This window comes from Pseudomonas sp. S30_BP2TU TE3576 (assembly GCF_050436025.1).
Taxonomy (GTDB): Bacteria; Pseudomonadota; Gammaproteobacteria; order Pseudomonadales; family Pseudomonadaceae; genus Aquipseudomonas.
On sequence record NZ_JBNDLK010000001.1, the window covers coordinates 2571734 to 2585397 of the forward strand.

Annotated in this window: 12 protein-coding genes and 1 pseudogene; 7 read left to right on the forward strand and 6 right to left on the reverse strand. The window is 61.2% G+C overall.

From position 1 onward, the window contains the following. Window positions 1–172: 172 nt before the first annotated feature. Complete coding sequence (locus ABIA48_RS11710; protein WP_007991318.1) at window positions 173–1066, reverse strand: PA4780 family RIO1-like protein kinase; 894 nt, start codon at window positions 1064–1066, stop codon at window positions 173–175. Between the two features lie 447 nt (window positions 1067–1513). On the opposite strand from ABIA48_RS11710, the pseudogene ABIA48_RS11715 reads away from it, so the two are divergent. After that, window positions 1514–2602 (forward strand): annotated as a pseudogene (locus tag ABIA48_RS11715) (cache domain-containing protein); the annotation flags it as partial. A gap of 129 nt (window positions 2603–2731) precedes the next feature. Further along, window positions 2732–3460 carry a methyl-accepting chemotaxis protein gene (locus ABIA48_RS11720; protein WP_429492850.1) on the forward strand — a complete coding sequence of 243 codons (729 nt, stop codon included), beginning with the start codon at window positions 2732–2734 and terminating at the stop codon, window positions 3458–3460. A 256-nt stretch (window positions 3461–3716) separates the two neighbouring features. Here ABIA48_RS11720 and ABIA48_RS11725 read toward each other — a convergent pair whose 3' ends face one another. After that, on the reverse strand, window positions 3717–4994 hold the full coding sequence (locus ABIA48_RS11725; protein WP_429488764.1) for an acetyl-CoA C-acetyltransferase: 1278 nt from the start codon (window positions 4992–4994) through the stop codon (window positions 3717–3719). Between the two features lie 263 nt (window positions 4995–5257). Here ABIA48_RS11725 and ABIA48_RS11730 point away from each other — a divergent pair, with 263 nt between their 5' ends. The 4 genes from ABIA48_RS11730 to ABIA48_RS11745 all read left to right on the forward strand — a co-directional run bounded on the left by ABIA48_RS11730 (window position 5258) and on the right by ABIA48_RS11745 (window position 10560). Then, entirely contained in the window at window positions 5258–6610 is a 1353-nt protein-coding gene (locus ABIA48_RS11730) for a 3-oxoacyl-ACP reductase (RefSeq protein ID WP_429488766.1), read from the forward strand. Between the two features lie 2 nt (window positions 6611–6612). Beyond that, window positions 6613–7467: a MaoC family dehydratase gene (locus ABIA48_RS11735; protein WP_429488768.1), complete on the forward strand. Its 855-nt coding sequence runs from the start codon at window positions 6613–6615 to the stop codon at window positions 7465–7467. 241 nt (window positions 7468–7708) lie between these two features. Then, window positions 7709–7831 (forward strand): hypothetical protein, encoded by a 123-nt coding sequence (locus ABIA48_RS11740; protein WP_429492977.1) that lies wholly within the window; start codon window positions 7709–7711, stop codon window positions 7829–7831. Beyond that, entirely contained in the window at window positions 7828–10560 is a 2733-nt protein-coding gene (locus ABIA48_RS11745) for an ATP-binding protein (protein ID WP_429488770.1), read from the forward strand. Before ABIA48_RS11740 ends, ABIA48_RS11745 begins: the two co-directional genes overlap by 4 nt. 135 nt (window positions 10561–10695) lie before the next feature. Here ABIA48_RS11745 and ABIA48_RS11750 read toward each other — a convergent pair whose 3' ends face one another. From ABIA48_RS11750 to ABIA48_RS11765, 4 genes are read right to left on the reverse strand one after another with little or no spacing between them, the layout of a single operon-like run. Beyond that, a complete protein-coding gene (locus tag ABIA48_RS11750; protein WP_310064182.1) occupies window positions 10696–11259 on the reverse strand; it encodes a DUF4136 domain-containing protein in 564 nt (187 codons plus the stop codon). Between the two features lie 55 nt (window positions 11260–11314). Further along, on the reverse strand, window positions 11315–11923 hold the full coding sequence (locus ABIA48_RS11755; RefSeq protein ID WP_204933433.1) for a DUF4136 domain-containing protein: 609 nt from the start codon (window positions 11921–11923) through the stop codon (window positions 11315–11317). 12 nt (window positions 11924–11935) lie between these two features. Beyond that, window positions 11936–12685, reverse strand: coding sequence for a methyltransferase domain-containing protein (locus ABIA48_RS11760; RefSeq protein WP_204933432.1), 750 nt, complete (start codon window positions 12683–12685; stop codon window positions 11936–11938). Beyond that, on the reverse strand, window positions 12685–12987 hold the full coding sequence (locus tag ABIA48_RS11765; protein WP_007971343.1) for a MazG-like family protein: 303 nt from the start codon (window positions 12985–12987) through the stop codon (window positions 12685–12687). Before ABIA48_RS11765 ends, ABIA48_RS11760 begins: the two co-directional genes overlap by 1 nt. A gap of 262 nt (window positions 12988–13249) precedes the next feature. Between ABIA48_RS11765 and ABIA48_RS11770 the strand changes: the two genes are divergently transcribed. After that, complete coding sequence (locus ABIA48_RS11770; RefSeq protein ID WP_007991300.1) at window positions 13250–13543, forward strand: hypothetical protein; 294 nt, start codon at window positions 13250–13252, stop codon at window positions 13541–13543. Window positions 13544–13664 lie beyond the last annotated feature (121 nt).

Below are 13664 nucleotides of genomic sequence, written 5' to 3' on the forward strand. Positions count from 1 at the left end.
TCGCAAGCTATTCCCTGTGGGAGCGGGCTTGCTCGCGAAAGCGGTGTATCTGATACATCAATGCTGGATGTGCCGACGTCATCGCGAGCAAGCTCGCTCCCACAGGTATTGTGTCTGTCACATTGAATCTGTAACCCACAAAAAAACCGGCCGAAGCCGGTTTTTTATCCGATCACTGCATCCACGGTGGAGGCGGTTCTTCGGTCTTGCCCGGTGGAGCATCGTCCGCCGCGCGTGCCGCTTGCTTGCGTTCTTCATCCAGGCGTGCGGCCTCGATTTCGCGCATGATGCCGCCCACGTCGGCCAGATCTTCCGATTCGGCGAACTCGCCGGTCAGGACGCTGGCCGGGTGCAAGGTGCCAGCCTCGTACAAGGCCCACATTTCCTTGGCGTACTTGGTCTTCTTCAACTCCGGTGCAAACCGCCCGAAGTAGGACGCCATGTTGCCCACGTCGCGCTCCAGCATGCTGAACGCGTGGTTGTTGCCCGCCGCGTCCACCGCTTGCGGCAGGTCGATGATCACCGGGCCGGTCGGCGTCAACAGCACGTTGAATTCGGACAAGTCGCCGTGCACCAGTCCGGTACACAGCATCAGCACGATCTGGGAAATCAGATACGCGTGATACTCGCGAGCCTGATCCGGCTCCAGCACCACATCATTCAGACGCGGCGCGGCATCACCGTACTCGTCGGCCACCAGCTCCATGAGCAGCACGCCTTCAAGGAAGTCATACGGCTTGGGCACCCGCACACCGGCATTGGCCAGGCGAAACAGCGCCGCCACTTCGGCGTTCTGCCAGGCGTCTTCGGTTTCCTTGCGCCCGAATTTGGAACCCTTGGCCATGGCCCGGGCCTGACGGCTGTTGCGCACCTTGCGGCCTTCCTGGTACTCGGCCGCCTGACGGAAACTGCGTTTGTTCGCCTCCTTGTAGACCTTCGCGCAACGTAACTGGTTACCGCAGCGCACCACATAAACAGCTGCTTCTTTACCACTCATGAGTGGGCGCAGCACCTCGTCGACCAGACCGTCCTCGATCAGGGGTTCAATGCGTTTTGGAGTCTTCATCAGCTTTTATTGTGGGTCCTTTATTACCAAACACGCGAAAGTCATTCGTTATACGGCAATCCACTCACCGGGGGGAGGGGTTGCCGACTTATGAGCATTGCAGAAAGCACACAATGTGCCGGTTTCATCGAATAAAACCGACCACCGCCACGGATCGTTCCAGATCATAGCCGAGCCTGCGTCACTTGTTGTGCAAGGGTATTGAGGGCAATTGCGACAGAAACCGACACTACTGTTCATACCTTCCGTAGGATTTTTCCAAACAGGCCTCAATTTCCTCCGACAACAGCCGAAGTCCTTAGTGACAGAGTGATTTGTCCGACAATCGCTGCCACAACAAAAGCGATGCCGCACTCAAGGACCCGGGTTGACCAAGAACGTTTACGGCTGCCAAAAAACCGCGAGTCATCTGCACTGCGTGGGCCTACAAGAAAATCTGGAGCGCGGATGAACATCAAACAGAAGTTGACCTGGGCGTTTGCAATCATCGCCTGCCTGCCTGTGGTACTGGTCGCCACCCTCGTTGTGCTGAACCTGCGCAGTGATGCCAGGGACGAATTCGTCGACGGCAGTGCCCGCGAGATTCGTCAGGTCAGCAATGCCATGCAATTGTTCTTTGACGGTATCAGCCAGAACGTCGATTACCTGGCCAGGCAGCCGTTGATCCGAAACTCCGACGACAGCCTCAAGACCTACATGGCCGCCAACGCCGAGAGCATCCCTCAGGGCGAGGCGGACAAAAAAGTCTTCACCCTGCTCCAGGACCTGGGCAACAGCCACCCGGCCTACGCCTATGCCATCCTCGGCACGGCGGCGGGCGGTTACGTGTCGTGGCCGGATGATCCGAAACTGAGCAACTACGATCCGCGCCAGCGCCCATGGTACAAGGCCGCCCAGGCCAAGCCGGGCAAGCCGTTCCGCACCGAGGCTTACTACTGGGCCCAGGACGACGCGACCTACGTCAGCACCGTGCGCACCATCGACAACAAGTTGGGCACCAACGGCGGCGTGGTCAGCATCGACGTGACGCTCAAGCAGCTCACCGAAATCGTCAAACAGATCAAGCTCGGCGAAACCGGCTACCTGATGCTGCTGGAAAACACCGGCACGGTCCTGGTGGATCCGAAACAACCGGAACACAACTTCAAACCGCTGAACAGCCTGGGCGAGGGCTACGCGCAACTGGCCAAGGCCGGCAAGGGCCTGGTGGAAGTGGAGCTCAACGGCGAGCGCTACATGGCCAACGTCTGGCCGTCGGAGCAACTGGGCTGGACCTTCATCGGCCTGATCAAACAGAACGACGTGATGAGTTCCGCGACCCAGTTGACCTGGTTGATCGCCATCATCGCCGCCGTTCTGGCCGTTGTCTTCGCCATCGTCGGCGCCAGCTTTGCCAGCCTCATCGTGCGTCCGATCCGCAGCGTGGCCAGCGGCCTGGAAGGCATCGCCCAGGGCGAAGGCGACCTGACCCAGAACCTGCAAATCCGTGGCAACGACGAAACCGCGCAACTGGCCAACTGGTTCAACCAGTTCCTGACCGCGATTCGCAACCTGATCCAGAACATCGGCGGTGCAGCGGGCAAGATCCTCGCCACGTCCAAGAGTTCGACCCAGGTTTCCAGCGACATGGCCGAAGCCGCCGGGCGCCAGCGTGAGGCGGTGGACATGGTATCCACGGCGTTCCACGAAATGGTCGCCACTGCCAACGAAGTCGCACGCTCTTGCAGTCAGGCTGCGGAGTCGGCCGACAGTGGCCAGCGCCAGGCGCGCGAAGGTCAGCAGCAGATCGATGCGGCGGTGAACAGCGTGGATCGCCTGAGCCAGGAAATCGAACAGTCGGCCCAGTCGATGCAACAGCTCGAACGCGACAGCAACGACATTCAGTCGATCCTCGGGACTATCCGTTCGATTGCCGAGCAGACCAACCTGCTGGCATTGAACGCCGCTATCGAAGCGGCCCGGGCCGGTGAACAAGGTCGCGGTTTTGCCGTGGTGGCCGATGAAGTACGAGCCCTGGCCAAACGCACGGCCGACTCCACGGCGGAAATCGACGGTCTGCTGGGCAACCTGGCCAAACGCACAAGCCAGGTGACCCAACAGATGCACGCCAGCCTGGAGGTGTCCCAGCAATCGGTGACGCGCATCGGTGAAGCACGCAACAGCTTCGGGCAGATTCGTGAGTCGGTGGACGTGATCCGCGATATGAACACCCAGATCGCCACGGCGGCGGAACAACAGCATCAAGTGGCCGAAGACATCAATCGGCACATTAGCCAGATCCATGGCGATGCGCAGTTGGTGGCGGAACTGGCCAACTCGGCGCGCCTGGACTCCCAGAACCTGGCCGGGTTGTCGAATGAGCTGGACGGGTTGGTGCGCAGGTTCCGCACCTGATTTGCAAACTCACCACTAAACCCTGTGGGAGCGAGCTTGCTCGCGATGAGGCCATCAGCTTCAACATCAATGTTGACTGCTATACCGCCATCGCGAGCAAGCTCGCTCCCACAGGACTTGTGCCAGGCACAGCTTATTTGCCGCCCCTGAAAACCTGTGGGAGCGGGCTTGCTCGCGAAGAGGGCATCAGCTTCAACATCAATGTTGACTGCTATACCGCTTTCGCGAGCAAGCTCGCTCCCACCGTTGTTTTTACTCAGCGTTCGATGATGGCGGTCACGCCCTGCCCGCCCGCCGCGCAAATCGAAATCAGTCCCCGCCCCTTGCCCGCTGCATCCAGCAGCTTCGCCAGGTTGGCGACGATGCGCCCGCCCGTGGCGGCAAACGGGTGCCCCGCCGCCAGTGAACTGCCCTTGACGTTAAGTCGGCTGCGGTCAATCGAGCCCAACGCCGTGTCGAGGCCGAGACGGGTTTTGCAATATTCCGGATCTTCCCAGGCCTTCAATGTGCACAGCACTTGAGCGGCGAAGGCTTCATGGATTTCGTAGTAGTCGAAGTCCTGCAAGGTCAGGCCATTGCGCGCCAGCAAACGCGGCACGGCGTAGACCGGTGCCATCAACAACCCTTGCGCACCATTGACGAAATCCACCGCCGCTGCCTCGCCGTCGCGCCAGTAGGCAAGAATCGGTAACCCGCGAGCCTTGGCCCATTCTTCGCTGCCCAGCAGCACCAGTGACGCACCATCGGTCAGTGGCGTGGAGTTGCCTGCGGTCAGGGTGCCCCTGGCGCTTTTCTCGTAGGCCGGCTTGAGCGCGGCGAGCTTTTCCAGGGTCGAATCCGGGCGCAGGTTGTTGTCGCGGGTGAGCCCCAGGAACGGTGTCATCAGGTCGTTGTGCCAGCCTTCGGCGTAGGACGCGGCCAGCTTCTGATGGCTCTCAAGCGCCAATTGATCCTGTGCTTCGCGAGGGATGTTCCAGGTCTGGGCCATCAACTCGCAATGCTGCCCCATGGACAGCCCGGTACGCGGCTCGCCGTTGCGCGGGAACTCGGGGATCAGATGTTTGGGGCGCAATTGCAGGAAGGTTTTCAGTTTGTCGCCGGTGGTCCTGGCGCGGTTGGCTTGCAGGAGGATCTTGCGCAGGCCCTCGCTGACACTGATCGGTGCATCCGAGGTGGTGTCCACACCACCGGCAATGCCGCAATCGATCTGGCCCAGGGCGATCTTGTTCGCCACCAGCAACGCCGCTTCCAGCCCGGTGCCACACGCCTGCTGGATGTCGTAGGCCGGGGTGGCGGGCGACAGTCGCGAACCGAGTACACACTCACGTGTGAGGTTCATGTCCCGTGACAACTTGAGCACGGCACCGGCGACCACTTCGCCGATGCGCTGGCCATGCAGGTTGTAGCGTTCGATCAGGCCTTCGAGGGCGGCAGTGAGCATCACCTGGTTACTGGCCGTGGCGTAGGGGCCGTTGGAGCGGGCGAACGGAATCCGGTTACCGCCAATGATCGCGACGCGGCGCAGTTGGGTCATAAGAGCTCCTGATGAATTATCTGAACTGAACACGGCCCCTTGTGGGAGCGGGCTTGCTCGCGAAGGCGTCGTGTCAGTCGACATCAATGTTGCATGACACTCCGCTTTCGCGAGCAAGCCCGCTCCCACAGGGACAGCGTTGCACCATAAATCCTGCGACAAACTACTCTGCTGTAACCAAGCGTAGGCCTTATCTCGTGGATCGAACGACTGATCGCCATTCATGGTCCACACTTTGAATCCCGGCTTTCGGAGCGCGTTCCATGTCTGACCGCTATATCGACTTCGCCAATTCGTCCATCGGCCTTCGCCTGGTCGGCGCCCTGGGGTTGCCGGCACCGACCCGACTGGAGCGCTGGCAGGCAGGCCGGCTGCGGCCCGTGGAAGGTGCATTGCTGATCGGCGGCGGGCCGTTGGCGGAGCAAGTCAGCGCCCTCGCCAATCGCCTGACCGACGCGATCTACAGCTACGGCACCGAGCCTTCGATAGCGACCGCCTGGATTCCCGGCCACGGACCGAAACTCAAGGCTGTGGTGTACGACGCCAGTGATCTGCTGCACACCGATCAGCTCAAGCAACTGCGCGAGTTTTTCCAGCCGCTGATGAAAAACCTCGATCACTGTGCGCATCTGGTGATTCTCGGGCGCGACCCGCAAACCCTGCGTGACCCGTTCGCCGCCAGTGCGCAGCGTGCCCTGGAAGGTTTCAGCCGTTCCCTGGCCAAGGAATTGCGCAACGGCGGCACCCTGCAATTGATCTACGTCGGCGAAGGTGCCGAGGCACAACTGGAAGGCCCGCTGCGGTTTTTCCTCTCACCCAAAAGCGCCTTCGTGTCCGGGCAGGTCATCCGCTTGAATCCATGCTCGACACCTGTCACCGACTGGACACGCCCACTCGCCGGACGCAAGGCTCTGGTGACCGGCGCGGCACGGGGCATTGGTGCCGCCATCGCCGAGACCCTGGCCCGTGACGGTGCCGACGTTATCCTGCTCGATGTGCCAGCGGCCAAAACCGATCTCGAAGCCCTCGCCGCACGCCTCGGCGGGCGCAGCATCACCCTCGACATCTGCGCCGAAGACGCCGCCACGCAGTTGATCGAACAGTTGCCCGAAGGCCTCGACATCGTGGTGCACAACGCCGGCATCACCCGGGATAAAACCCTGGCCAACATGACCCCCGACTTCTGGGACGCCGTACTGGCAGTCAACCTCAACGCACCGCAAGTGCTGACCAAAGCCCTGCTCGACAGCGGCACCCTGCACGACAATGGCCGGGTGATTCTGCTCGCATCCATCAGCGGCATCGCCGGCAATCGCGGGCAAACCAACTACGCGGCGAGCAAAGCCGGGCTCATCGGCCTGGCGCAAGCGTGGGCGCCGCTGCTCAATGAGCGCGGCATCAGCATCAACGCTGTGGCACCGGGTTTCATCGAAACGCAAATGACCGCGCACATTCCCTTCGCCCTGCGCGAAGCCGGACGACGAATGAGCTCGCTTGGCCAGGGCGGCCTGCCGCAAGACGTCGCCGAGGCCGTGGCCTGGCTCGCACAACCGGGCACCGGCGCGTTCACCGGACAAGCGTTGCGCGTTTGCGGGCAAAGCGTTCTGGGAGCTTAAGGATGATCACCGACTGGCACACACTTAACCACGAACCCAGCCTGCCGGGGTTGTACGCGCGAGCGGCGACTCGGCGAAAAATCACTGGCACCCGCTTGCCCGATTCGGGTTTGCGATGCTGGGTCGATGTCGATCCCACGCGCCTGGCGGCCTATCGCAAGGTCTGCGGTTTCGCCGACAACGGCCTGCTGCCGCCGACCTATCCGCATATCCTCGGCTTTGCCTTGCAGATGCAGTTGCTCACGGCCAGGGACTTCCCGTTCCCCTTGCTGGGCCTGATCCACCTGAGCAATTGCATTCGTGTGCGGCGCCCCATGGGCGGGGTGAGTCGGGTGTGCGTCAGCGTGCAAGTGCAGAACCTGCAACCCCACGCCAAAGGCGCGACGTTCGATTTGCAGACCACCCTCGACGACCAGTTGGGGCCGTTATGGGAGGCGCAGAGCCAGATGCTCTGTCGCGGCGTAAAACTCGAGGGAGAACCGCTCGAAGAGCAACTGGCAAGCAGTCTGGCCTTGACCGCAGTCGAGCATTGGAAAACGCCCTCGGACATCGGCCGGCAATACGCCAAAGTATCCGGCGACTACAACCCGATCCACCTGAGCGCGGCCAGCGCCCGGCTCTTCGGCTTCCCGACCGCCATCGCCCATGGTTTATGGAACAAGGCGCGTACGCTGGCGGCGCTGGCCGGGCACCTGCCGACGGCGAATATCGAGATCGCGGTGCAGTTCAAGAAACCGGTACGGTTGCCCGGCGAGGTGACGCTGCTGGCCAGTGCACCGGGACCTGGCGGGGATTTGCAGTTGGTGGGCGCCGGGGATCTTGAGCATATGGTCGGGCATTGGCGGCCGGTTGCCTGATAAGGCTGAATGCCATGTTGCGCGATGGCACCGAGTGGCGGTGACGAGTGGCACGGTGAAGACAGTTAAGGGCCTCCCCTCAACCATAGGATCTCCCACAAATCGGCGTACACAGATGCCCTTCACCACTCATCAGGCCGAGCGTTAGTGGGTCTAAGCTCTGCATTCGGTAAAAAACGTCCGTTTTGTCTGAATGATTCTATGCTGACATTACTCAGTGATGGTCAGGGTAGACGCACTCATGAAAGCCAGCCTCCCCCACAAACAAAAAGGCGCCGCCATCCCGTTCCTGAACCTGCCGGGTATTGGCCAGGTGCCGAATTTGCCTGCGCCCCTTACAGCCAGTGCGAGCCTGCAATTTTGAGTGCCGGGGACAAACTGTTCGGGCGCCTGCTCCATCGCCATCCGCCGGAGCCGCCAGAGGCGCTGCGGGTGCACAGCGTCGGATTGCAGATGCAGCTCAATGCCGAGGGGCGCGTCGTTCAACTGAGCGGTCCACTGCGGCACTTGCTGGTCCAGCCCCCTCCAGGCGCGCAGGCACCGCATCTGCTCGACTTCCTGTTGCCCCACAGCAACCTCGTCATCGAAGGTGCGCCGGCGGACTGGCAGGGACAAACACTGGACCTGGACTTTTACAGCCTCAACGGTCCCCCGTTGCACCTGCGCGGCTGGGTGCAGCCCTTGGCCGATGCCTGGTTGTTGCAGATGCTGGACATCGGCGACCTGCTGCTTGAGCGCAGGCAATCGCGCAACCGCGAACAATGCCAGGTGCTGGCGATGCAAATCGCCGGACAGTTGCGCCTGTGCAGCCTGACGCGCCTGCCCGAGATGCTGGCCGAACAACTGCAAAGCCTGGCGCAGCGCTTTCAGATTCCGTGCATTGCCCTGGCCTTGCTCGATGAGCAGGAACAGGGTTGGCAAATTCACCAGCACTACACGGCCTCCGATGCACCGCAACTTTGGCAAAACGGTCAACGCCTGGGCACGGGGCTGGACAGTTTGAGCGGCTCGGCGCCGCAGCACCTGAACCTGCGCGAACACCCGCGCCTGCAAGGCACGTTCGGCAATACCGATGGCTTCGCCGTGCCCTATCAAGACGCTCAAGGGGTGGTCGCCTGGTTGCTGTGCGGTTACTTCACGGCGCCACAACGCGCCCCCGATGTCACGGAACGCGACTGGCTGCAAATCACCGCCGCGCTCGCCTGTCCTTTGCTCGAACGCCTGCGCGAGCATCGGCATCATCTGCAACTGGAGCGCCTGGAATCGCTGCAATCCTTGTTGGGCAGCGGTTGGTGGGAAGTCTTCGGCGATCTCGGCGACATTCAACTGGCGCCCTCGCTGGCCAGTACCCTGAACCTTGAAGCAACACGATTGCCCCTGCAAAACTGGCTCGCCCAAATACATCCCGCCGACCGCGAAGAACTGCGCATTCGCCTGCAAGACTTGCAGGACGCGAGTACGCCCCTGCTGCTGTGCGTGCGTTTGCATCGCGCCGATGACACCCTCGCGCCGGTCTGGTATCGCCTGCAAGGTCAAGCCCTGGGCGTGGGGAAAAGCCGTCGTGTGGTGGGTTTCATGCTCGACATCAGTGACATCAAGAACCAGGAGCAAAGCGCTGCCGCCGCCCATGCGCGCCTGAACAATCTGATCGCCAGTTCACCGGCGGTGATTTACGTACAGCGTTATGTCGAAGGTGCGTTGCAACCGGTGTTCTTCAGCGACAGCCTGATGCCGTTGCTCGGCTGGACCCTCGACGACTGCGCCCCCGGGACGCTGGTGGCGCGGGTGCATCCCGACGACCGCCTGCAGTATTTCGAGCGCACCCGCCAGTTGCTGCGTAAAGGCTCGGTGCGTGCCCGCTATCGGCTACGCGACAGTCACGGCGACTATCACTGGCTGCTCGATGAAGCCCGATTATTGCGCGACGATCTCGGCCTGCCGGTGGAAGCCGTGGGCCTGTGGCTGGACGTCACCGATGCGACCCTGGCCACCGAACAGATCAGGCAAAGCGAAGAACGCTATCGGATTCTGGTGGAGGACTCGCCGGCGATGATCTGCCGCTACCTCCCGGACTTGACCCTGACCTTCGGCAACCGTCCGTTGGCCACCTATCTGGAACTGGCACCCGAGCAACTGCCGGGGGTGAATCTGGGCAGCTGGATGTCCGGGGAACAGCGCGATGCATTCATCCGGCGGCTGAACCAATTGAGCCCCGAGTTTCCGGTCAGCACTGCCGAGGTCAACCTGCAACTGCCCGGCCGCGAACACGCCTGGTGGGTCTGGTCCGATCGCGGGGTATTTGACGAACAGGGCCGGTTGCTCGAAGTTCAGGCCGTTGGGCGCGACAACACCGAAGTGCGGCGCTCGCAGCAGCAACTCACGCAAAGCGCGAAAATGGCCACCCTCGGTGAAATGGCCACCGGCCTGGCCCATGAGATCAACCAGCCGTTGAATGTGATGCGCATGGCCGTCGTCAATGTGCTCAAGCGCCTGAACAACGGCGACGCGCAGGTCGATTACCTGATCGACAAGCTCAATCGCATCGACACGCAATTGCAGCGCGCCGCACGGGTGGTGGACCACCTGCGGGTATTCGGCCGTCGCTCGGAAATCGAGCAGCAACCGTTCAATCCGACCCTGGCCATCGAAGGCACGCTGTCGCTGTTGTCCGAGGACATGCGTGGCAAAGGCGTCGACCTGCGCATCAGCGAGTGCGATTTTGAAGTGCAGGTGCGCGGCCATGTCGATCAGCTTGAACAAGTGCTGATCAACCTGATGGTCAATGCCCGGGATGCACTGCTCGGCAAGCGCGAGGCCAACCCCGGGTTCAAGCCGTGGATTTCCCTGTACGCCGAACGGGACACCCACTCGGTACGCCTGTGGGTCGAGGACAACGGTGGCGGTATCGACCCGCGTTTGCTGGAGCGGATTTTCGAGCCGTTCTTCACCACCAAAGCGGTCGGCGTCGGCACCGGTCTGGGGCTGTCGGTGAGCTATGGCATCGTTGAAAACATGGGCGGCAAACTGAGCGTCAGGAACTGGGCCGAGGGCGCGCGCTTCTGCATCGAACTGCCGATCGTGACGCCGGACTAGATCACCAGGGATGGGCGTCCCGGGTGACAACTGAGATTGGCACCTGCCTCAACTTGTTCAGATCGATCCTCAGGCTCGCCAGCGCACCATAAAAAAACCCCTGTGGGAGCACAGGGGTTGTAGGGCTGGCTGATTCTAGGAGGCGTGCGGTGGATAGTTGGCCAATATCCGCGTGACTGTTTCCCAGATGGCATCGCGACGATCCGACGGGTTCGGCGTGCGGCTGAGTATCTGTTCGTCACTGCCGCGCCACACCAGTTTGCCGTCCTTGCCATCGAGCAGGTCGATCTGGATGGTCGCCACTTTGTAGCTGACATTGCGCGTTTCGTTGTACATCGGTGCGCCGTAGTAGCCATGCCACGGGTTTCCCCACCCACCGCCGTAATTGGTGGTCACCTGTTGTTGCCGCTCTTCGACAATCAGGTAGGCCTGTACATTCAAGTCACCCTTGGCACCTGCGGCGGCCGGGCGCAGACCACGTTGATCCAGTTGATCGGCAACTGCCTGGCGGACGCGCTGTTCGGTCAGGTCGCTCTTGATCCGTGGATCATCGGGACGGTATTGCAGGGCGGGTTCTTTCCAGGTCCAGCTGCGATAGGCAGCAAAGTCGCGGCTGGCGTCGAAGTCATGATTGACCTGGTTGGCGGCGCAGGCACTGAGCAGCGCGGCCACTGCCAGTAAAACAAAACGGCGGAACATGATGATTCTCCGGTTGAAGACATGATCCTGTGGAACGCTTCTTATCTACAAGAAGCTAACTAGGAGGATACGCCGACATTGCCTTTTCCACAGCTTCCCGTATGGCATCGGCCCGCTCGCTTTCGCTGCCCCGGTTGCCGGTTTCAGCACTGGAGCTCCACACCGGCTGACCGCTTTTGGCGTCAAACATATCCACCTGCACGACCACGACCTGTTCCTGATAGGTACGGATGATCGGCACGGTGGCGTATCCGCCATATCCAGGGCCGTAACCGTTGTAGCCGCCATAACCGCCGCCGTAATAGTCGTCCCGAACCTGACGCAATCGGGTTTCCATCCGCAGGTCGGCGCTGACAAACAGGTCGGCCGGGCGATTGTCGTGCAATGGGCGCAAGCCGCGTTGATCCAGCGCATTGCTGACGGCTTCGGCGACTTGCGCCGAATCAGCCCAGGCAGTGCCCGCTGGCAGATGCCCATTGAGCCAGGCCCAACTGCGGTAGCGTCCATAGTCTCGCGGGGCTGCCGGGTAAGCGCTGCGGTCAAAGGTGGTGGCGGCCTGGGGTGGCGCCGGTGGCAAAGGGTTGGACGTGGCGACATAAGGGTTGCTGCCTTGACAGGCGGCCAGCCCCAGGCAGAACACCAGTACACCTGAATGATTTTTCATTTCGTGCTCCGATCAAACAGGCCGACAGATCCAGTGCAAGTAACGCCCAAGCCCGGCAAAGCTTGGATGACGGCGGTGGGCCAGTTCCATTTCCAGCAGGTCCACCAGCTCGGCGCGGGCCTGGAATTCCACCGGCATGTAATCGTGAAAAACCCGCACTCCACTCTGAGTTTCGACCTTCCACAGACCTTCAAGTTGCGCCGCCAGCTCGCGCGGATCAAGGGGCTGTTGCGGGGTCAGGCTCTGCTTTTCGCCGGCCATGTCGTTCTTGCGCATCTTGCGGAAATGGCCCTTGAGCAAGTTGCGATAAATCAGCGCGTCGCGGTTGTAGAACGCCAGGGACAGCCAGCCGTCCGCCTTGGTCAACTGATGCAGCACCGGCAGGATGGCGTGGGGTTCGGCCAGCCACTCCAGCACGGCATGGCACAGCACCAGGTCATAGGGTTCGGTGAGCTGCCCGAGCAGTTCCTGCCACGGTGCCTGAATGAACGTGGCGCTCTGCCCGGCTTCGGCAAAGCGTTGACGAGCGCCTTCGAGCATCGGTTCGGCAGGCTCGGCGAGGGTCACCTGATGGCCCCGCTGGGCCAGCCACAGCGACATGTGGCCAAGGCCGGCGCCGATGTCCAGAACGCGCAGCGGCCGGTCGGGCAAGATTTCGGCCAGATCGGCCTGCAACACCGCCAGACGGATGGCACCTTTGGCACCACCGTAGATTTTTTCGGCGAAACGGGTCGCCAGTTGATCGAAATGGCGGTCGCTCATCAGCTGAACCTCCGTTCGCTGTCCGCCAGTTTGCTGCGCACCACCGCTTCCATGTCCAGACCCAGCTCGCTGCACAACAGCAACAGATAAAGGACAATGTCACCGACTTCCTGCCCGGCGTGGGCGAGTTTGTCCGCCGGCAACTGGCGTGACTGGTCTTCGGTCAGCCACTGGAAAATTTCCACCAGCTCGGACATTTCCACGCTCGCGGCCATGGCCAGGTTTTTCGGGCTGTGAAATTGCCGCCAGTCATTGCGGTCACGGATGGCGTGCAGGCGTTCGGTCAGTTCAACAAGGTTCATCGGGCTCTCCTGAAGGCGTATAGCTTCGGGGGGATGACGAGTGAAGGCAAGTGACAAAGATTGAGCGGTCGGCATTGTTTTTTTGTGGAAGCGGGCTTGCTCGCGAAAGCTGACTGACAGTCAACATTGATGTTGAATGTTATGACGCCTTCGCGAGCAAGCCCGCTCCCACAGGTATTGTGCAACGCTCTATGCTTGTGGGAACTCGGCTGCATGATCGACAGCCCAAGACTCAATTCTCATTAATCAGGATGTCCATTCCATGCAGGTAGAAGGTTTTTCCGAATGGCTCGGCCAGGTACTCGGCTCGATCATCCGCTTCATCGTTGATGGCCTCAGTGGGCTGTTCAATCTGTTGAGCAACGCCAGCAGCAACTTTGTCGAAGGCTTGTCCAGCGCGCTGGGCATGGACACCTCGATCGTCAGCATCGTGACCTTGATCCTCGGGCTGATACTGCTGTGGTCGGCGATCCGCGCATTTCTCAATGCGTCGTTCATCATGGGGATCATCTGGTTGATGCTGGGGCTTTGGTTACTCAGCTGGATTATTCACTGACCCTACCGGACACCTGTGGGAGCGGGCTTGCTCGCGAAGAGGGAGTGTCAGTCGAATTTTTATTAACTGGACGACCGCTTTCGCGAGCAAGCCTGCTCCCACAATGGATCGCGGCTTGCTC

Coding starts and splice junctions, on each gene's coding strand:
- ABIA48_RS11710 (WP_007991318.1), bottom strand. CDS start 1,066: ATGAAGACTCCAAAACGCATTGAACCCCTGATCGAGGACGGTCTGGTC.
- ABIA48_RS11720 (WP_429492850.1), top strand. CDS start 2,732: ATGGTATCCACGGCGTTCCACGAAATGGTCGCCACTGCCAACGAAGTC.
- ABIA48_RS11725 (WP_429488764.1), bottom strand. CDS start 4,994: ATGACCCAACTGCGCCGCGTCGCGATCATTGGCGGTAACCGGATTCCG.
- ABIA48_RS11730 (WP_429488766.1), top strand. CDS start 5,258: ATGTCTGACCGCTATATCGACTTCGCCAATTCGTCCATCGGCCTTCGC.
- ABIA48_RS11735 (WP_429488768.1), top strand. CDS start 6,613: ATGATCACCGACTGGCACACACTTAACCACGAACCCAGCCTGCCGGGG.
- ABIA48_RS11740 (WP_429492977.1), top strand. CDS start 7,709: ATGAAAGCCAGCCTCCCCCACAAACAAAAAGGCGCCGCCATCCCGTTC.
- ABIA48_RS11750 (WP_310064182.1), bottom strand. CDS start 11,259: ATGTTCCGCCGTTTTGTTTTACTGGCAGTGGCCGCGCTGCTCAGTGCC.
- ABIA48_RS11755 (WP_204933433.1), bottom strand. CDS start 11,923: ATGAAAAATCATTCAGGTGTACTGGTGTTCTGCCTGGGGCTGGCCGCC.
- ABIA48_RS11760 (WP_204933432.1), bottom strand. CDS start 12,685: ATGAGCGACCGCCATTTCGATCAACTGGCGACCCGTTTCGCCGAAAAA.
- ABIA48_RS11765 (WP_007971343.1), bottom strand. CDS start 12,987: ATGAACCTTGTTGAACTGACCGAACGCCTGCACGCCATCCGTGACCGC.
- ABIA48_RS11770 (WP_007991300.1), top strand. CDS start 13,250: ATGCAGGTAGAAGGTTTTTCCGAATGGCTCGGCCAGGTACTCGGCTCG.